Annotated in this window: 17 protein-coding genes; 9 read left to right on the forward strand and 8 right to left on the reverse strand. The window is 61.5% G+C overall.

All coding sequences use genetic code 11. The features are described from left to right. Positions 1 to 93 precede the first annotated feature (93 nt). Positions 94 to 1533, reverse strand: coding sequence for a Fe-S cluster assembly protein SufB (gene sufB, locus IPQ13_06015; protein ID MBL0210454.1), 1440 nt, complete (start codon positions 1531 to 1533; stop codon positions 94 to 96). A gap of 143 nt (positions 1534 to 1676) precedes the next feature. After that, a complete protein-coding gene (locus IPQ13_06020; GenBank protein ID MBL0210455.1) occupies positions 1677 to 3539 on the reverse strand; it encodes a tetratricopeptide repeat protein in 1863 nt (620 codons plus the stop codon). 114 nt (positions 3540 to 3653) lie between these two features. Here IPQ13_06020 and IPQ13_06025 point away from each other — a divergent pair, with 114 nt between their 5' ends. The 6 genes from IPQ13_06025 (at position 3654) to IPQ13_06050 (ending at position 10852) form a co-directional block, all read left to right on the forward strand. Beyond that, complete coding sequence (locus tag IPQ13_06025) at positions 3654 to 4421, forward strand: sulfite exporter TauE/SafE family protein (protein MBL0210456.1); 768 nt, start codon at positions 3654 to 3656, stop codon at positions 4419 to 4421. Next, positions 4418 to 4924, forward strand: a complete 507-nt coding sequence (locus tag IPQ13_06030) for a tetratricopeptide repeat protein (protein MBL0210457.1) — start codon at positions 4418 to 4420, stop codon at positions 4922 to 4924. The genes IPQ13_06025 and IPQ13_06030 overlap by 4 nt, the downstream gene beginning before the upstream one ends. Before the next feature lie 8 nt (positions 4925 to 4932). Further along, positions 4933 to 5424 (forward strand): flavin reductase family protein, encoded by a 492-nt coding sequence (locus IPQ13_06035; GenBank protein ID MBL0210458.1) that lies wholly within the window; start codon positions 4933 to 4935, stop codon positions 5422 to 5424. Then, positions 5424 to 6221: an ABC transporter substrate-binding protein gene (locus tag IPQ13_06040; GenBank protein ID MBL0210459.1), complete on the forward strand. Its 798-nt coding sequence runs from the start codon at positions 5424 to 5426 to the stop codon at positions 6219 to 6221. The genes IPQ13_06035 and IPQ13_06040 overlap by 1 nt, the downstream gene beginning before the upstream one ends. Before the next feature lie 347 nt (positions 6222 to 6568). After that, on the forward strand, positions 6569 to 10063 hold the full coding sequence (locus IPQ13_06045) for a PKD domain-containing protein (protein MBL0210460.1): 3495 nt from the start codon (positions 6569 to 6571) through the stop codon (positions 10061 to 10063). Positions 10064 to 10186: 123 nt separating this feature from the next. Continuing rightward, positions 10187 to 10852, forward strand: a complete 666-nt coding sequence (locus tag IPQ13_06050) for a hypothetical protein (protein MBL0210461.1) — start codon at positions 10187 to 10189, stop codon at positions 10850 to 10852. A gap of 67 nt (positions 10853 to 10919) precedes the next feature. On the opposite strand, the gene IPQ13_06055 is transcribed toward IPQ13_06050, so the two are convergent. The 5 genes from IPQ13_06055 to IPQ13_06075 form a co-directional block, all read right to left on the reverse strand. Continuing rightward, on the reverse strand, positions 10920 to 12737 hold the full coding sequence (locus IPQ13_06055) for a hypothetical protein (GenBank protein MBL0210462.1): 1818 nt from the start codon (positions 12735 to 12737) through the stop codon (positions 10920 to 10922). A 260-nt stretch (positions 12738 to 12997) separates the two neighbouring features. Further along, positions 12998 to 13981 (reverse strand): peptidoglycan DD-metalloendopeptidase family protein, encoded by a 984-nt coding sequence (locus IPQ13_06060; protein ID MBL0210463.1) that lies wholly within the window; start codon positions 13979 to 13981, stop codon positions 12998 to 13000. 145 nt (positions 13982 to 14126) lie between these two features. Further along, the gene (moaC, locus tag IPQ13_06065; protein ID MBL0210464.1) at positions 14127 to 14636 is read right to left on the reverse strand and encodes a cyclic pyranopterin monophosphate synthase MoaC; all 510 of its coding nucleotides are present in this window, start codon (positions 14634 to 14636) and stop codon (positions 14127 to 14129) included. Further along, positions 14633 to 15280: an HAD family hydrolase gene (locus IPQ13_06070; GenBank protein MBL0210465.1), complete on the reverse strand. Its 648-nt coding sequence runs from the start codon at positions 15278 to 15280 to the stop codon at positions 14633 to 14635. The genes moaC and IPQ13_06070 overlap by 4 nt, the downstream gene beginning before the upstream one ends. Before the next feature lie 21 nt (positions 15281 to 15301). Then, positions 15302 to 16615 carry a cation:dicarboxylase symporter family transporter gene (locus IPQ13_06075; GenBank protein ID MBL0210466.1) on the reverse strand — a complete coding sequence of 438 codons (1314 nt, stop codon included), beginning with the start codon at positions 16613 to 16615 and terminating at the stop codon, positions 15302 to 15304. A 59-nt stretch (positions 16616 to 16674) separates the two neighbouring features. Between IPQ13_06075 and IPQ13_06080 the strand changes: the two genes are divergently transcribed. Further along, entirely contained in the window at positions 16675 to 17073 is a 399-nt protein-coding gene (locus IPQ13_06080; protein ID MBL0210467.1) for a hypothetical protein, read from the forward strand. A 195-nt stretch (positions 17074 to 17268) separates the two neighbouring features. Continuing rightward, on the forward strand, positions 17269 to 18420 hold the full coding sequence (locus IPQ13_06085; GenBank protein ID MBL0210468.1) for a fatty acid desaturase: 1152 nt from the start codon (positions 17269 to 17271) through the stop codon (positions 18418 to 18420). Positions 18421 to 18446: 26 nt separating this feature from the next. Here IPQ13_06085 and IPQ13_06090 read toward each other — a convergent pair whose 3' ends face one another. After that, a complete protein-coding gene (locus IPQ13_06090; protein MBL0210469.1) occupies positions 18447 to 18812 on the reverse strand; it encodes a hypothetical protein in 366 nt (121 codons plus the stop codon). Between the two features lie 137 nt (positions 18813 to 18949). Here IPQ13_06090 and IPQ13_06095 point away from each other — a divergent pair, with 137 nt between their 5' ends. Then, on the forward strand, positions 18950 to 19600 hold the full coding sequence (locus IPQ13_06095; protein MBL0210470.1) for a TetR family transcriptional regulator: 651 nt from the start codon (positions 18950 to 18952) through the stop codon (positions 19598 to 19600). Position 19601 lies beyond the last annotated feature (1 nt).

Below are 19601 nucleotides of genomic sequence, written 5' to 3' on the forward strand. Positions count from 1 at the left end.
CCCAAACAACCAACCGCGAAAAGCGCGAAATTCCGCGAAAAAGAAATTTGTTATTTGAGCGTCCATTCGCGCCTTTCGCGGTTCGATTATTTTTCACCCGACCGAACCTTCGAGTTTCAGGCTCAATAATTTGGTGGCTTCCACCGCGAATTCCATGGGCAATTCGCGGAAGACATCCTTGCAGAAGCCGTTGATGATCATGCTGATGGCGTCTTCCACGGGGATGCCGCGCTGCTGGAAATAGAAGAGCTGTTCTTCACCTATCTTGCTGGTGGTGGCCTCGTGCTCCACCTTGGCGGATTTGTTCTGCACTTCGATGTAGGGATAGGTATTTGCCGAAGAATTCTGCCCGATGAGCATGGAGTCGCATTGGCTGAAGTTGCGCGCGCCCATGGCTTTGGGCATCACGCGCACCAGGCCGCGGTAGGAGTTGCTGCTGTCCCCGGCGCTGATGCCCTTGCTGATGATGGTGCTCTTGGTGTTGCGCCCGATGTGGATCATCTTGGTGCCGGTGTCCGCCTGCTGCTTGTGGTTGGTCAAGGCCACGGAATAGAACTCGCCGATGCTGTTCTCGCCCAGCAGCACACACGATGGATACTTCCAGGTGATGGCGCTGCCGGTCTCGACTTGAGTCCAGCTGATCTTGGAGTTGCGGCCCTTGCAGAGCCCGCGCTTGGTGACGAAATTGAAGATGCCGCCCAGGCCGTTCTTGTCGCCGGCATACCAGTTCTGGACCGTGCTGTACTTGATGCTGGCGTCGTCCAGGGCCACCAGTTCCACCACGGCCGCGTGCAACTGGTTGGTGTCGAATTGGGGCGCGGTGCAGCCTTCGAGATAGCTCACGGAAGCGCCTTCCTCGGCCACGATGAGGGTCCGCTCGAACTGGCCGCTTTCCTTGTTGTTGATGCGGAAGTAGGTGCTCAGATCCATGGGGCAGGCGACGCCCTTCGGGATGAAGACGAAGCTGCCGTCCGTGAAGACCGCCGAGTTCAGGGCCGCATAGAAGTTGTCGGCGGTGGGCACCACGCTGCCGAGGTACTTCTTCACCAGCTCTGGATGCTCGCGCACCGCTTCGCTGAAGGAGCAGAAGATGATGCCGACGGTAGCGAGTTTTTCTTTGTAAGTCGTGGTGACGGATACGGAATCAAACACCACGTCCACGGCCACGCCCGCCAGCTGGGCCTGCTCGTTCATGGGCACGCCGAGCTTTTCGAAAGTGCGCAGCAATTCGGGGTCCACTTCGTCCATGGAGGCGTACTTGGCAACCTTCTTCTTGGGTGCGCTGTAGTAGACGATGCTTTGGAAATCCGGCTTCGCGTAATGCACGTTCGCCCATTCCGGTTCAGTCATCGTGAGCCAATGGCGGTAGGCCTTCAGGCGGAATTCAAGCAGCCAATCCGGCTCGCCTTTCTTGGCCGAGATGAAGCGGATCACGTCCTCGTTCAGCCCCGCGGCCACGCTGTCGGACTCGATATCCGTCACGAATCCGTATTTGTATTCCTGGCTGGTGACCGCTGTCAGGGCCGTGTTCATGGCTCAAGTCCGACCTTTCCGATCGCGGAGGAGGGCCTCCCGAACCTTCCTAGTGTGAAATCCTGACTGGAATTGTCAACAATAAAAACCGTGAAGGGGCCTGGACTTGTGACCTGGATCAAGGGGCCTTGGAGCGATTCCTTTTAGGCCTTGGCCGAGGGAGATCCCGCTAGATCCTTGATGAGCTCCTGCATCTGCAACTTCACGCCATGGGCCTGTTCATCGCTCAGGTCGCCGGGATCCGCCTGCTGGCCTTCCTTCAGAAGGAACAGCGCCTCGCTGGTCTCCCCCATGGCCGCGAGGGCTGCGCCCAACTGGAAGTGGTTGATCAGGGTGGGATCTTTCTCCAGCAATGGATCCAACAGTTCGATCACCTCCTCGTGCTTGCGCATGGCGAGCAGGTATTGCCCCAGGAGCGTGCGGGCGCGGGTCTCCATCCCCGGCAGGGGGTGGGCCTGGAGGCGGCGCACTTCCGCCAGGTCCGCCTCGGTGACCTCCATGCGCAGGAGGCGGTGGGCCTGGCTCATGAGCGCCGCTTCCCAGGCTCCGCTGCTTTTGGGATGGGCCTCCAGGAAGACCTGGATCGCCTCCAGCAATTCCCGGTGGGAATCGGTCTTCATCAGGTGGTCCAAAGCCAGCCGCAGGGCCATGAAGCAAAGCCTGGGGTGGCGGTTTGAACGGGAGAAGGCGATGGCTTTGGGAAGGTTTTTTTTCGGGTCTTCCTGGAAAGCGCATTCCAGCTCCATCAGTTCCAGGCGCTCGCTCTTGTCCTTGCGCCGGGCTTTGCGGAGCCAGATGGCCGCCTCGCCAAAATTCCCTTCATCCATCCAGGATTGGGCCTCGTCCAGCAGGGCCACGGCCTTGGCCCGGCCGCCCCGAGCCGTGCGCAACTGGGCGGGGGATTCCGCATCGAGCAGCAGGAGCAGCTCCGGATCCCCGGGGTGCTGGGTCAGCAGCTCCTGGAGGATGGTGAAGGCCTTGGAGCGTTCCTCGCCCTGGATGTACGCTTCCGCCAGCATCCGGCGGATGGGCAGTTCGCCGGGAAGAAAACCCGAGGCCTCTTTGAAGATCGGGATGGCGATGGCGGATTCGCCGCGGGCCAGGTGCACCTCGCCCAGCAGGGCCAGGGTGTGGCCGTCTTTCTGCAGATTCACGGCCTCCTGGGCGCACTCCAGCGCGCCCTGCAGATCCTCCTCGTCCAGCAGCAGGCCCGCCAGGCGCTCTCGGGGTTCGACTTCCTCCGGGTGGAGATCCGCCGCCTTCCGCAGGGCCTCGATCGCCTCATCAGCGCGTTCGGGAATCTCCCCCAGCAGTTTCGCCAGCAGCATCCAGCCTTCGAAGTGGCGGGGGCTGAGGGCCACCACCTTCCTGGCCAGGGCCTCGGCTTCGTCCGGGTCGTTCGCCATTTCCATGAGGGAAGCCACGGTGAAGATCAGTTCGTAATTTTTCGGGTCCAGTTGCAGCGCCTGCTGCAGCCGTTGCGCGGCCAGGGGCAGTTGCGAGCTGTCCAGCAGGGCGGAGGTCTCGAGCAGGGCCCGCCGCAATTGGGAAAGGGAGCGGGACTTGGCGATGGGCAGGATGCGGGCCCGGTAGCGGGTGAACAGCTCCCGGGCTTCGATCAGGTGGAGGTTGTCCTCGACCAGGTGCTCCCAGCGCTGGGAGAAGGTTTCCGCGTTGAGCTGGCCCCGCTGGTCCATCTCCTGGACCAGCGCCATCAGGCCGTTGCGCAGCATGACCTCCGCGCGCTCCAGCTTGCCCATCTGGTCGGAGACGGTTTCCAGGTAGGTCTCCACGCGGCGAAGGGTTTCCTCCAGGCCGGTGATGCGCTCCAGCAGGTGCTCGTCGAGATCTTCTTCCTCGCCTTCCACGGCGGAAGCGGCCTCTTCCCAGCTCTGGTCCCCGGAGACGATGAGCAGGCGGGTCCCGCATTTAAGGCAGGTCTCCCGGTCGCCGGGATTCCAGGTCAGGCAGTTCTGGCAATAGGAGCCGGGCACGTCTGGGGTCATGGAACCAGGATAGCTGGGGATCCGGAAAGCGGTGGGCGAAGCGGGGCCCAATGCCCGGGAGGCTTCCTATCCTGTTGCTGGCCAAAACCGGATTCATCCGGGATGATGGAACCGATGCTTGAAAACTGGCTCAACCAACCCCATGCCGCGCCCTGGCTTCTCATCATGTGGGTGGCGGGGGTATTGGGGTCCATCGGTCATTGCGCGGGCATGTGCGGCCCCATCGTCGCCAGTTTCGGGGTGGCCCAGGCGAAACACGGCGGCCGCGCCTGGCCGAGGCATTTGCTGTTCCAGGCTGGACGGATCAGCACCTACGCGATGCTCGGCGCTGGGATCGGATTCGTGGGCGGGTTCGCCCGGCTGCAGACCGTCCAGGACATGCACGCCTGCTGCCGTCCGGAGGGCCAGGCCCTGGTGGCGGCCCAGGCTTGGCCCTGGCAGATCTACATGAAGCTGGGAATCGGGTTCCTGATGCTGCTTCTGGGGCTTTTCATGCTGTTCGGACGCAGGGCGGATGCCTTGATGGAATTCCCGCTGCCGCATTTCCTTTCAAAGCTGCTGGGCCAGGGCTTGAAATTCGGCGGCACACCGTACCTGCTGGGTCTGATGTGGGGCTTCATTCCATGCGGCCTTGTCTACATGATGCTGCTGAAAAGCCTGGACGGCGGCTCCTGGCGCATGGGCGCCGCGGGCATGGCGGCCTTCGGCTTTGGTAACCTGCCGCTCCTCATGGGCCTGGGCCTGGCGAGCACCCGGCTGGGCCAATCATGGAAAAATCGGCTGCTAAGAATGGGCGGGGCCCTTGTGGCGGGGATGGGTGGATATATCCTCTATCAGGCCGTGATGTTGTTGCGGCTGCAATTCCAGGTCGGGACGCCATGAACGAAGAGAAGCGGCACGAGGCGATGGAGGTGGTGGGCAAGGCCTACCAGCTCCACATGCGAGGCGAAGTGGACCAGGCCATCGAGCTCTACACCGAGAGCCTGGAAATCGAGCCCACGGCGGAGGCCTACACCTTCCGCGGCTGGGCCCAGAGCTGCAACCACGATTTCGACGAGGCCATCGCCGACTGCCACCGCGCCATCGACATCGACCCGGAATTCGGCAACCCCTACAACGACATCGGCGCCTACTACATGGAGATGGGCCAGCCCGATGACGCCATCCCTTGGCTGAAGATGGCGTTGAAAGCCAAACGCTATGAAAGCTACTGTTTTCCGCAATTCAACCTGGGGCGCGCCTATGAAGGCCTTGGACAGTTGGACAAGGCCCAGGAGCGCTACAAAGCAGCTCTCCTTGAAAATCCGCGCTACCTGCAGGCCGCCAAGGCCCTGGAGCGGGTGAACCAGAAGATCGAAGCCGCCAACCCGGCGCCGATGGCGTGAAGGAGCCCATGATGACCGATCCCGAATCCACGGTGGGCCCCGCCCTGGGAAAGATTCCTTCCGGCCTGGCCATTGTCACGGCCCAGCAGGGAACCGAGCGCACAGGCTTTCTGGCCTCTTGGTTCCAGCAGGTGAGTTTCGATCCCCCCCTCGTCGTGGTCTGCGTGAAGGCCGGCCGGCCCATCGAAGCACTCCTCAAGGGCAGCGGCCATTTTGCCCTCAACCTGTTGGCGGAAGGCGATTTCGCCAGCCTCAAACGGTACGGGAAAGGATTCGAGCCGGGCCAGGATCCTTGGGCGGACAGCCCGGAGGATCTGGTGGAAGGGCAGGTCGCGCCGGTCTTCGCCAAGGGCTTCGCCCATCTGCTGCTGAAACACACCCGCACGCTCGATGCGGGCGGCGACCACCTGCTGCATTTCGGCGAGGTGGTTGGCGGCGGGCTTCAAAACCCTGAAGCCAAGCCCTACATCCATATCCGGAAGGATGGGTTCGGATACTGATGCGCTTCACCATCGCCCACAGCCCCGACAGCGACGACGCGTACATGATGGCTCCCCTGGCCCTGGGCTGGATGGATCCCGAGGGTTTCGACATCGAATTCGTCCGCAAGGACATCGAGCAGCTGAACCGGGAAGCTCTGGAATGCCGGTACGAAGTGACGGCCATCAGCTTTGGCGCCTACCCGGAATTGCAGGGGAAATATGACCTGCTGACGGCGGGCTCCAGCATCCAGGAAGGCACGGGCCCGCTTGTGGTATCCCGGAAACCCATGAACCGCGGGCAACTGGCCAATTCGACCATCGCCATTCCCGGACTGCGTACCTCGGCCTACCTCGCCATGAGGAAATGGATGGAGGGCCTGAAGGTGGAATTGCTGCCTTTCGACCAAATTCTGCCGGCCGTGGCCGAAGGGCGGTTCGAGGCGGGCCTGCTCATCCATGAGAGCCAGCTGCTTTATCAGGAGGCAGGCCTCCACTTGGTGGTGGACCTCGGGGCCTGGTGGAAAATGGTCCATGATCTGCCCCTGCCCATGGGCGGAAATGCGATCCGTTCGAACCTGCCCACCGACACAAAACAGCACTTTGCGATGCTCATGCGGAAGAGCGTCGAGATGGCCCAGGCCCGCCATTGGGAGAGCGTCGATTATGCGCAAAGCTTCGGCCGGGGCATGGATCGTGAAATGGTCGGCCGCTATGTGACTGCCTGGGTCAACGAATTCACGGTGGATCCTGGACCCCGTGGGCGAAGGGCTGTGGCTGAATTATTGGGAATCGAACCCGTCTGGATACAGGGTTAAGCGATTAATGCCCAGTGGTTTCTCCGGGAAGTTGGGCATTGGAAGGTTTTTTGACTTAACTTTCTCTGGCTTGAACTTTGCCAACGTTACGGATTATCCATCCCTGGGTCAAATTCCTGACCCGTGTACCTATCTTGAGGGGGTTCCTAGCGTGTCAGCGTTCTTTTCGGGCAGCGCCCGCGGCACCCAACAAGCCGGAATTAACCATTGGCATATGAAGATTGTGCTAGGCTTGACGGAAGGATACCCCAAGTCTATCTATTGGTTGTTAGCGCAAGAATTTTCCTTCAGGAATACACCCAAGTTCAGAGGCATATATGCAGCCTAGGTATCGAAGTCTTCTCCCCTTGGTTCCTGTGGCGGGGCTGGTCCTGTTCCTCGGCTGCAATAACGGCGGGGCGGGGTTGAACGATGGGGTCAGTCTCCGCAAGGGGAATGTGGCCCCGACCGCGACCCTCGTCGGGTTCACTCCGGCCGACTCGCCCTTGGTGCGATATAAACCCTATACCTTCACCGCTACGGCCGCGGACCCCGACATTGGCGATTCCATCACCCAGTATGAGTGGGATTTCGGGGATGGAACGTCCAGGGTGACGACTTCGACCGGTGCCGCGACCCATGTCTTCAACACTGCCGGCACATCTGAATCAGGTGCAGTCATCGTGCAGGTGCGGGCCTACGACGCCTCCCATCTGGCCGGATCGTGGGCGTCATTGAGCGTCACGGTGAATTCGGCGGATTCGCCCATCACGCCGACTTTCCAGTCACCTTCAGGCGCCGTGGCCCTCCAGGCGGATGCCTCGGGCGGTGTGCTGCTCACCTACACGATCAGTGTCAGCAGCACCTCCGGCGGATCCATCGGGCTTTCCAATGTGAATTTCAATCCTGGTGACTCGCTGGCGACGGTGGTCAGTTCCCAATCGCTCGGCGGCGGGCTCTTCAGTTTTGGCGTGAATTACAGGGGGGCGAGTGCCTCCGGCCCACGGACCTCGTATGCGACCGTCCAGGTGAGCGACTCGACAGGCATCAGCAGCGCCGTGGTGACAGGGCCTGCGGTGACGATCACGACGCTCTCGACGACCAACCACCAGCCGGTGATCGTGGTGACCAATCCGGCCACCCCCACGTCATCTGGCCTCACCACCAAACCTGTGGACCTCGCCTTCACCATCACGGACATCGATGCGGATGTGGTGAACTATACGGTGAATTGGGGCGACGGAACCCCGCTCACCTCGGCGACCACCACCGGGGACAGCTCCGTCGGCGCGAACGTGGACTTGACGCATGTCTTCCCGGATTCGTTCACGGCCAGTTCGCGCGACGCCACGATCCTGATCAACGCCACCGACGGCAGGACGAACAATGGGACGGCCACGCAGCAGTCCCGCACCTTCACCATCACCTACAACAGCTACCCCGCCGCGGCGATCACGTCTCCCCAGGCCAGCGCCACGCTACCTTCCCCAGCCGTGCTTCCCAGCAATCCCTCCATCGGCCTGATGAATCCTCCGGGACCCAATGACCCGGATCTCGTGGTGATTCCTTCGGGCGGGAAAGTCTCCTTCTCTGGGCTGGGCACACCTCCGGGAAGCGGGGAATCGGTATCGTATTCATGGACTTTCCAGGGCGGCGTACCTGCGTCCTCCGCACAGTCGGATCCCGGCGAAGTGATCTTCACGGCGAATCCCGGCACCATCACTCCGCTGCTGGCCCAGTTGACCGTGGAGGATGCCTATGGCCGCGTCTCCTCCGGGGGACCAGGCGTGAATCGGAAGACCTACCAGAAGTGGATCATCGTCGATGGGCAAAACACCCAGGCCTTCAAACTCTCCTTCCTCTACCGATTGAAGGCGGACAACAACGGAACGAGTTCCGTCGCGCCGGTGGTGACCAATGCCAACGGATTGGGCCAGGTCGTGAGCATCTTCCAGGATGGCCTGACCAACACCTACGCGGTCCAGGACCAGTCTAACCAGGCCATCGTGAGCGTTCCCGTCAGGTCGAACCTGCCTTTCTACATCCAGATCCCGGCTTTCGCGCCTGAGAGCATCAGTTATTTATTGAGAATTCCCAATTCACCGACGGGTCCGTTCAGGGATCCCTCCCTCGGCACGACGCTGCTCACTAATACCTCCACCTTCGGGTTCGAGAATGCGGCCCCTCCCTTCAATCCGACGCTTAAAGTCGTGACCGCCCAGGGATTCGCTCCCGAGGGCCAGAATCCCCAGGAGAGAAGGATCGCCGGGACGACCCAGGTCTTTGGCGGTCAGACGCCCGCGAACAACCGCTGGCTGGACCGCCTCTCGGTGCCCCTGGACAATGGAGACACCCTTGGCGCCCTCAATCAATGGGTGCAAGGCAGCAATTTTGTTTACGGATTCAACTACATCCGCGGCAACCAATCCTTCGCGGAGTGGATGATTTTCTTGAAAACGCTTGGAACCGACCAGCTTGCCGAATTGCCGGTCCCCGATACCACAAGCACGCCAGGCACCTTGAACGATCTCGGATTCAATCTGGATTACGCCAAGTACTCCGGCGACACCCAGAATTCCGAATCCTTCGCGGCTACGCGCATGCAGGCGTTCCGGGTTCCGGGTGGAGTGACGGATCCCTACGACATCACCCTGGCGGGTTCCGGCTCGCCCTCCCTGACCGTGGACCTCGACCCTGAAATGGTGGCCGCCAATGTGGCCCCCTTCTTCGCCACCATGCTGTACGCGGGGCCGGGGATCACGCCTCTGGCCGGCGGCCTCCAGGATTTGGCCATCCCTTACGATGCCAATGATCCTGACCGCCTTCCCAATAAGACCCTGAGCTACTCTTTCAGCCAGACCCGATCCGTCTTCTCGTATTCCGAATACCTATGGTCTTCGGTCTGGGCGCGTCCATTGGTCCTCAATCACGCCGCTCCGAAATATTCCGAACCGATCTGGCTCTATCCCTACTTCCGCAGGAGCAACCCAGCCGCCTGGCCGGTGACCACGATCGGAATTTCTCCAGACAATAGCCAATTCGACTTGACCGTCTCTCCCGGTGGAATCTTTGACGCCTCGTCGCCCGTGTCCATCGGCGGGACGCCCGGGACCACAGGCGTGGGCCGTTTCTACTGGACAGCCTACACACCGTTCTACAACGGCGCCCAGGACGGCGTCATCGCCCGGACCTGGCAGGCAGATCCGGATGGGCAACCCCCGACGACCTTCGATGGCATTTCCACCGACGCGACCGCCGCTCTCGGATTTGTGCCCCCCCAGGATGTCGTGGTGGACAAGCGGGGCCGCAATGCGAACGGCGAGCTGAATGGAAACCCGTCAGGCGGCTATCGCGTCACCTGGTTCAATGCCACGACCGATTCCGATAGCAACCCCGTGCCTCCTGATTTCTGGGTGGTGGAATTGAATACAGGCGCCACCCCGCAGCATTTCCTCCTTCCGGCCGGTTTCCCGGCGGATGCGCAGTCGGTCGCGGATTCCATCCTGACGGATGCCAGAACCTTCCTGCCGTCTGGACGGAGTGCAAGCCAGGGTCCGGCGGCTGACGGCTCGGACAAGGTCGGACCCGGGTATTGCTGGTTCGACATCCCCGTCGAGCTCAGGCCCACCGCTGGCCAGGCCACCCTGACCGTATACGCGCTCAAGTCCATCCTCCGGAACAACCCGGTGGCGGGCGCAAGGCCGCTCAACCGTCCTGACTGGCTGGATGGGTTGAAGACCGTGACGGCCACCATTTCCGTCAAACCCTTGAATGGAGGGGAACTCGCTCCCTACCGCATTCCGCTCAACTACTACTGGGACATCGTTGTCACCAACAGCGCCCGCGTCGTCGTCGCCCCCTGATGCCCAGCCGCGCTGCAAGGCTCCCGTGAACTGTTTGGTCCATTTCCTGCTCAATGCTCCCCTGACCGTCAAACATCCCCACCCGGAGGTCCCGTGAAGACCATAACTCTCTTGACCGCAGCCATGCTGGTGACGCCCCTCGCGGCACAGGTGCCCGACCACGGTGGCGAATCCCGAATCCAGCTCCACGGCGAATTCGTGCGCCCCCGCCAAGTCATCATCGGCAATCCGACGCCAACCACCGAGCTTACCGACCAGGCTGATAACCAGATCGGGTTTGGATTCCGTCTGCTCGGGGAAATTCCTGGCACCAACAACTGGTATTACAGCGTCGGCGGGAAACTCGAATCCTCTTCGAAATTTGCTACCAAGCCAGTTTTAGCCAATAGTTACACGGACACCACCTCGATCAAGTACAGGTATTCCTACTGGACCGTGGGAGCAGGCTACATGTGGGATCTCGCGCCGGGCGTGAATCTGGGCACCCACTTGGAAGTGCGTGGAGAATCCATGAATGCGGGCGGCGACCTGTACACGGGTTCGGCCACTCCAGGGGCACCCCAGCCTGTCGACATCAGCGCGACCTACGTCAGGCCCTGGGCCCGCCTCAGCCTCGACTATGCCTTCAAGGCGGCCGGAACCTCGCCCTTCATCGGGCTCGACGCCTCCGTTGCTATTCTCAAGTCGAGCCAGGACAAGGGTTTGGCACCAACCGCGTGGGATGACAACACCGTCAAATCCATGGCGCCGATGGTTTCTTTCTCGGTTTACCTCGGCCTGAAATTCTAGACACCGTTTCAGCAACTGAAAAGAAGGGCTCCCCAGGTCGGGAGCCCTTCTTGATATGGGGGCGAAATTAGTTGGCGACAGTCAATTGAACGGTGGCAGTGAAATCTGGAACCTGGGTGGAGGCGCTGAGCAACCGGATCCGGACTGGATTTACCGAGGGAGTAGTGGCGTTGCCTGGGAGTACCAGCCTGACGGAATTGGCAGCGGAGGAAGCGTCGAAGGAGTAGGCCAGCCCAGCGAACAGGAACTTGATTTCCACGGTGCTGCCTGCGGGGAGGGGACCGTTGGAACTCACGATCTTCAAGTTGTAAGCAGTATCTTTGGTCAAAGCAAAGCGGGCGAAGGCCACTTCACCTTCAGAAAGATTCGGGAATGATCCCTGGACCTGGACGGCAGTGGCCATGCTGAAAGGGACCGTTCCGATGGTGGCGCTGTTTGGATCGTTTCCCCAGTCGGCCACGAAGGTATTCAAGGGTGGCGTCGTCGGGCGGGGCCAGACGATCTGGAATGGCGCGGCCAGGGCCGTGAGGGCGGTATCCGTGAAAATCGCAGCCAGATCGATGGGTTCCGCGCTGGATTTGGTCTCCTTCAGCCGGCCGAGCTGTTGATAGATGCTGGATGTATCGGTTTTGTCGGCCGGAGATATGAGGGTGAAGAGCCGCACCATTGCGGCTGGATTGATGGTGGCCCATGCCGTGGCCACGCCTGGCGATGCAACATTGTTTGCCTTCAAAACCAGTTCCCAGCCAAGGGCCCGGATGTTGGGTGCGGAATAGACCGTCTGCTTGGCGACGGGCACGCCTGCTAAGCTGCGCACGTCCTGAATCTGGATGCTCCCGCTGTTGGTGTCTGCCAAGTAGGGCGACTTCAAAGCATTGGCAGCCATGACCGGGGCCAGGCCTTCAATGATGGCGATCTCCGGCGTCAGATCCTGTAGCGGGGTTGAAGGAGGGAAAAGGCCCGTCTGTCCTTGTAGGTAGAGAAAGTGGCGGCCCAGGAGGGGGAATAGAATTCCTTCATCCCAGGCGTCATCGTTGGAGGCGCTGCCTCGCAAGGATCCGAAAAAATGGCCTGCGCCACCATCGAACGAAAGCGGGAATCGGCTCCGGTCGAATTCGATGAAACTGCCGCGGGACTCGGATACCCCAGGCCGATAATGCAGGTCCAGGATCGAATTGGTCGAGGTGCCCGACAGGTAGATTCCCCCAAACCCATAGAATGAATCGCCGATGGCGAAAGGTCTGCTGCCTGTGCCGGAGGACTCGATGAGGGCATCTGCGGGCCGGACCATGCCAGAAGGAGTGATCCAAAGCTTGTCATTGATGCCGATATCAAAATTCAACGTGGTGTTGGCGGTGACATTCGTGCCGGGCGTGGGATTGCCGGCTGGTGCGGTTCCATCCGCTCCTTTCCGGGCGGAATAGATGACCCGCTCGGATTGCGGCAGGGAACTGTTGATTCCATTCGGGTCCGCGATGAGCCGCACTTGCTGGTTGGATATCTGGAAGACGCTGACGACATCAACGAACGTGTCAGACCCCTTGGGTACCGTAAAGCTGTAGGCGCCCGTCGAATCGGTATACAACGGCTGAGCAGGCAGGATCCAAACCCGGGTCTTGGTGCCGTCCGGATTGGTTTCATCCTTGGCCTGGTAGATCCGGACCTGGGCGCCCCGCATGGGCAGCACCTTGTAATTCGCCGCATTGGTCTCAAGCCCCGTCGGCACCCCGTCCGCATCGCTCAACAGGGGGATGCGCACGTAAGTGACCTTTCCGCTCACCGTGACAGTCACGGTTTCGGGCGTGTCGCTGCTGGCTGTCGAGGAGGATTTGCAGCCCAAGGAAAGTGTCAGGAAGCCTGCGGCGCCAAGGGCCAAAAGGGTCAAAACCGCTCGCCTTGCACCCCGGCCGAGGTGTTCAAACGTCATATTCTCATCCTCGCCAAAACCTAAACTGTTGCGAAAAAAATAGTTGGTCGATGCGATGGTGGATCGGCCCAGAGGGCCGAAAAAAACATCCGGGACTGCGCTGGACAGTTTTGCAGCGGACCCTAAAGCCTACCATGCGCGCCGCGCCCACGCTTACGCTGAATGGCCCGGCGTAACTGGGTTCCCCGGAGCGGGAGAAAGTTCCCTACTGAGTCTGGTTAGCGGCGGGATTCGCCGATGTGCGCATTCATCGCCAGGACTTCTGAAGAGATCTCTTCTTCGTCGTTCATGAAGGGAAGTGGGTTGCGCTGGCTGCCGTCCATCCGGAGTTCGAAATGCAGGTGGGGGCCCGTGGCATTGCCCGTGCGGCCAACCTCGGCGATCTTCTGCCCGCGGCGCACCACATCGCCCACCTCCACCAGGTTGGCGCGGTGGTGGCCGTAGTGCGTAATGACTCCATTGCCGTGGTCGATGGTGACGAAATTCCCATATTGGCGCTGGCGCCCGACGGCGATCACCTGGCCGTCCATGGCGGCGAAAACGGAAGTGCCGCTGGGTGCGTTCAAGTCCACGCCTTTGTGGCTGCCCCGATAACGGACCCTTTTCTTCTTGTGATGGTTCTTGACCCGGATGACCTTCGACCGCATCCGAGGCCCCCAAGCGGAGCTGATGCTGCGGGTTTCCACGGGCCAGATCAGGTCCAGGTTCTCCCGGTCCACGGGGGTGAATTCAAGGCTCTTCGGCGCGGCCGCTTCGGACGCGGCTGGAATTCCCAGCACCGGCTGCAGTTCCGTGGTGAAACGATCCGGAGCGTTCAGTTCGCTCCCGGCTGTCCCGCTGTTGGAAGCTTCAGGATTGGGGCTGGTGGGGAGCATCCGCTCCAGATGGCTCAGACCCGTGGCGCCGAGGACAGGCGTGGCGGGCAGAGCGGGAATGTCGGCATGGACACGGGATGCAACAGATTTGCTGGTTCCCATGGACGTCCTAGGCAGACGGGCCACGTTCAGGCTCATGCCGATCGCCAGCTTCGCCAGGCGGACCCTGGGGTTCAGGGCCGAGAGCTGGGCCAGGCTCATCCCGTTGGCGCGGGCGATGCTGGCCCCGGTGTCGCCTTTGCGGACGTGGTGGACGGAGGAGGGTGGGGCGGCTGGAAGCGCGCCCGAGATGGACGCAACCGCGAACGTCAGAAGCAAATTTCGCATAGGAGCCCTTGGACTGGGGAAGCAGGCGAGCCGGCTTCCAGTTATGGGGGGTGCGAACTCCGAAGTGATCGCGTTGAGAAGCTCTAGACTATCCAGCCCTGTTAAAGGCAGCAAATGAAAATTGTTTTTAACAAGCGGCTCGGAGTCAACTCGACCAGGGACAACCCGGCAGAGAGGCGGTGACAATCCCACGACGCCCCCCTTCCTTTAGCAGGAGGCGTACCGGACCCAGGGCCATGTCCTGCCCGGCGGCCTTGAGCATGTCGTATAGAACCAGGAGGCCCCCGCAGACACCGGCGATGGCCTCCATCTCCACGCCGGTCCGGGCCTCCACGGACACTTCGACCCTCAGCCAGGCGGTGGAGGTGTCCGGGTTCCAGGCGTGCTCCACAAGGACGCCGTCCACGGAGAGGGGATGGGCCAGCGGGATCAGGTCCGCGGTTTGCTTGACACCATTCACGGCCCCGATGCGGGCCAGGTTCCAGGGATCCCCTTTGGGAAGGGTGCCTGCCTCGAGCGCTTTCGCTTCGACTTTCCCGAGCACAAGGCAACCCGCGGCCACCGCCCTGCGTCGCGTGGGGACTTTCCCTGAAACATCCACCATGCGGGGACGGCCTTCGGGATCGAGATGCGTCAAGGCGGTGGGGTCGCTCATAAGCTCAAAAGGATATCCCGTAGTGCCGGGACATCCGAGGCGTAATAGCGGGGAAGATGGGGCGCCAAGGCTTCTCCGGAATACATACCGTAGCCGACGGCCAGGCTGGGAACGCCGGCAGCGGTGGCCATGTCCACATCGAAGGGAGTGTCGCCGATCATCAGGCAGTCCTCGGCCTTCTGCCCGGTTAGTTCCAGGATCTGGTGGAGGCTTTCCGGATGGGGTTTTCCATTCTGGACCTCATCGGGGGTGATGATGGGGTTGAACCAGTCCGACCAGCCCAGGCGCGCCATGGTGGGTTTCAATCCGCGATTGCGTTTGGAGGTGGCGATGGCCATGGGCTGACCCAGGGAGCGGAGTTCGGCGATGAGTTCAGGAATGCCCTGGAAGGCCTGGATCCCAGGCTCCTGTCCTTGATGGTCGAAGGTCCGGTAGGCTGCCACCACTTTCTCCAGCGTCAGGGTTTCGTTCAATGGGAAGGTCCGCCGGATGCCTTCCTCCACCGGCAGGCCCACATACTTAAGCCACTCTTCCCGAAGCTCCAAAGGAAAACCAAGAACGTCCAAGGCATGGGCCATGCCAGCCTCGATGATGGGTTTTGAATCCACCAGCGTCCCGTCGAAATCAAAGATGAAAAGTTTCATGTAGCCAATTCCTTTTGCCGCCTAAGCGGTCTGTTCCTCTTCGCTGGGCAGGGGTTCGGTATCGGTTCCGAACACCCCTTCCCATTTGGCGATGACCACGCTGGCCAGTCCGTTGCCGATGACATTGATGGTGGTGCGGGCCATGTCCATGATTTCATCCACCGCCAGCAGCATGGCGATGCCCGCCTCGCCCGGAAGGCCGAAGCTGGCGCAGGTCCCGGCGATGATGACCAGGGTCGCCCGGGGCACGCCCGCCACGCCTTTGGAGGTGAGCATGAAGGTGAAGACCATGGCGACCTGCTGCCATAGGCTCATCTCGATGTGGGCCGCCTGGGCGATGGTGAGGCTGGCCAGCACCAGGTAGAGCGTCGAGCCGTCCAGGTTGAAGCTGTAGCCCGTGGGGATGACGAAGCTGGCCACGCGGCGGGGCACGCCGAAACGGACGGTCTCTTCGAGCAGTTTTGGAAGCGCCGCTTCGCTGCTGGCGGTGGAAAAGGCCGTGAGGGCTGGTTCCCGGATGGCCTTGAGGAAGCCGAGGACCTTGATGCGGCACAGCAGCATCACCGGCACGAAGACCAAGACGAACAAGCAGATCAGGGCGAAGTAGAGGCTGCCCACCAACAACGAATACTGCTTCAGCAGATGGAAGACGGCCGGCCAGCCCTTGATCACAACCCCCGCGACTTCATGGCCCGCCGCCATCTCGCTCACGTTGAAGGCCATGGAACCGAACACGCCCAGGGGCGTGAGCATCATCACCATGTCCGTGTACTTGAACATGGTCTGGGCCACCCCGTCGAAGAAAGCCAGCACGGGCTTGCCGCGGTCACCCACATGGGTTAAGGCGATGCCGAAGAGCGTGGCGAAGACCACCACCGGCAGGATGTCGCCCTCCGCAGCGTGCTTGATGAGATTGGAGGGGAACATGTGCATGGCGATGTCCCAGCCGCTCTTGGCCTGGGCCGCGGTCACGGGGCCGTGGGCGGTGAGGTTCAGGGGCAGGTTCGCGCCGGGTTTCACCAGGTTCGCGATGGCCAGGCCGATGAAGAGCGCGACGGTGGTGACGATTTCAAAGTAGAGCAGGGCCTTGCCGCCCATTCGTCCCACGGCCTTCATGTCGCCCGACTGTGCGATGCCCACCACGATGGTGCTGAAGAGCAGCGGCACGATGAGCCCCTTGATCAGGGCGATGAAGCCCTTGCTCAGGAAGTGGAAAAGATCCCACCACACGGGATGCTGGTCCTTGGGCAGGAAACCGCCCAGCACCACACCCATGAACAATCCGAAAAAGATCCACAATGTGCTGGACCGGTACCACGGTTTTTTTCCCTGCATCCAAGCCTCTTGATGAAAGGGAAGTGTCCCACAGGGGCTCGCCACCTTGCGATACTGCAATGATGGAAATCCCCAAGACATCTGATCCTGGCCGATGGAATTGGCTGCTGATCTGCCTCCTGATCATCGAAAGGACCGCGGCCTGGTTCGCCTTCCCGCTGAACGACCCCGCCCGGGAGGTTGAGGGCTGGGAGACCGGTTTCTGGGCCGCGTGGGGCCTGGGCGGCCTCTTGGCGGCGGCCGTCCCGCTCCTTTTCCGCAAACGCGCCGGCGGGTGGCTTTCCGCCCTTTCCGGATTCCTGCTGCTCGTCCGGAGCTGCATCCCGCTACTGGGGGAGAAACCAGCCGCCGATGCCGTGGTGGCTATCATGATCACCAGCGCCACCTTGACCTTCGCCTTTCTCTACGACCAGAGCTTCTGGCCTGCCTCCGGAGGCGACGGAGCCGCCAAGGCCTAGGAAGGGTCTGGGAACGAAGATAGACCAGGTCGTTGACCCGGAGTCGTGACGTGGGCTGATCTCTTGGACCATAGCAATTTCAAGGGGATGGTTGAGGTTAAGGGTTGTGAAGCTGCCGTCACACGGCAGACACGCGGTGGGGACTATACTTATTGAAGCCCCAGCCTGTTTGGCTGGGCTGTTCTGGAGTTGTTCATGCCGACGCGCCCGCGCTGGAGTGTTCTTAATGTTTCGTTCCTGCTGGGCACGCTTGCGGTTGCGGCGGTGCTGGTGCCCGTGAAGGCCGCAGTCCAGGGAATCCATTGGAGCGAAATCCTGCTCTGCGCCGCCATGGTCTTCGCCATCGGCACAGCCATCAGCGCCGGGTACCACAGGTTGTTTTCCCATCGCGCCTTCCAAGCCACATGGCCCGTGCGGTTCCTGCTGCTCTGCTTCGGGGCCGCCAGCTTCGAGAATTCAGCCCTGAAATGGGCTTCGGACCACCGGTTGCACCACCAGTTCGTGGATACCGAGAAAGATCCCTACACCATCCAAAAAGGCTTCTGGTACGCCCATTGGATCTGGGTCATGGAAGAGAAGGCAAGCAGCCTGCCTGGCGTGGCGGACCTCGAAAAGGACCCGCTGGTGATGTGGCAGCATCGCAACCACTTCCTCATCGGCGCCGTGGTGGCCTGCATTCCCCTCTACATCGGCCTGGCGACCGGACATTTCTGGGCCTACCTGGTGATGGGCCTTTCCCTGCGCATCGTGCTGACGCACCACACGACCTTCCTCATCAATTCCGCAGCGCATATGTTCGGGAGCCGCCCCTACACCGACGCCAACACGGCCCGGGACAACTGGGTGCTGGCGCCGCTGACCTATGGCGAGGGCTACCACAACTTCCACCACATGTGGCAGTGGGACTACCGCAATGGCGTCCGGTGGTACCAGTGGGACACCACCAAGTGGTTGTTGAATGTGCTGTCCTGGTTTGGGCTCGTGGCCAAGCTGCGCCGCGTGAGCGCCGCGGCCATGCGCAGGGCCCGCCTGCAGATGGAAGAAAAGCAATTGCGGGAGCGGCTCCACACCGCCAGTCCGGCGGTCGCAACGCCTTTGCAAGAGCGCCTGGCCGCCGCCCGGTTGCGGGTGGATTCCGCCCTGGCCTCCCTCCAGGAAAGACGCGAAGCCTGGGAAGCCAAGAAAGCCGACTGGAAGGCCCGGGGCCATGCCAAGGCCGAACAATGGCGCAGCGCCAAGGCCGAATGGAAGGCCGCCATGGCCCAGCACCGCGCGGAGCTCCGCGCCGCCTGGGAAGAGTGGCGCGCCGCCCGTCTGGAAGTCAGAACCGCCCTGGTCTACGCCTAGTTCAATTCAGGAATCGCCCGCCAGCATCAATGGTGGCCGTTGCCGGAATGGGCCCCGTGGTCCAGGTTCGCTGAGGCTTCGCCGATATAGTTCACGGTGCGCCCCATGAACACGACCCAGGCGCCGAAGATCATCAGGATGGCCAGGCCGGTACCCAGGAGCGGGCGTAACGCGGAGCCGAAGTATTCGTAGGAGTGGCTCAACAGCGCGATGGCGATGCACAGGCTGCCGTAGGCCACCAGAAAACTACCCCACCCAAGGCTGGAGGTGGGTGTCTGTCCGACCTCCTCCGGGACCGTGCCAAACGGATCCGCCACCTCGGAAGCGATGTGGAGGCCCTGGAAGATCAGCACGGAAGAAAGTACGTAAAAGCAAACATAAAAGATCAGCATCGGCATCTCCAGGGACTTTGCGGGCCATCCAGAAATAGCATGAATTTTTTTCATTGACTCAATCAAACGATTGATTAAGCTGATTTATCTTGGTCAATCATCCGTTTGATTAATTCGGCGACCCCATGACCCAACCCATGACCGACCTGCCGCACGATATCAAGATCCGCCTCGTGGAGGCGGCCACCCTGCTTTTCGCGGAGAAGGGCTTCGACGGCGTCGGGCTTCGGGAGATCGCCTTGAAAGCCCAGGCCAACAGCGCCATGGTGGGCTACCACTTCGGGGGCAAAGAAGGGCTTTACCTCGCTGTGCTGCGGGCGGGCTTCGAGCGCTGCCCCAGCCAAGTCTCCCAGTTGGCCCCGATCCCGCCGCCGGGCCATCCCTCCGCGAAACAGATGGCCTTGAAAGGCATTCAGGACCACATCCGCGTATTCGTGGACCAGTTGCTGATGAGCGATTGCGATCCGCTCATGAAGGCCTCCAGCGCGCTGCTCATGCGCGAGCTGGCGGTCGGAGGCCCATTTCTGGAAGAGTTGAACCGGGATTTCATGCTCCCCTACTTCACCCATCTGCGGGACTGCGTCCGGGTCCTCCGGCCGGATTGGGGCGAAACAGAAACCCTTTACGCCATGGCGGCCATCCACGGTAGCGCCATGATCTACAAGTTCATCCCGGCGATCATCAAACTCAACGCGGGCGGCGCGTTTCCGCCGGACCCGGCGGGTCTGGCCCGCTTCCTCGCCGACCACACGCTGCGCGCCCTAGGGGTCGCGCAGGAAGGAGCCTGAC

The organism is Holophagaceae bacterium (genome assembly GCA_016720465.1).
Lineage (GTDB): Bacteria > Acidobacteriota > Holophagae > Holophagales > Holophagaceae > JANXPB01.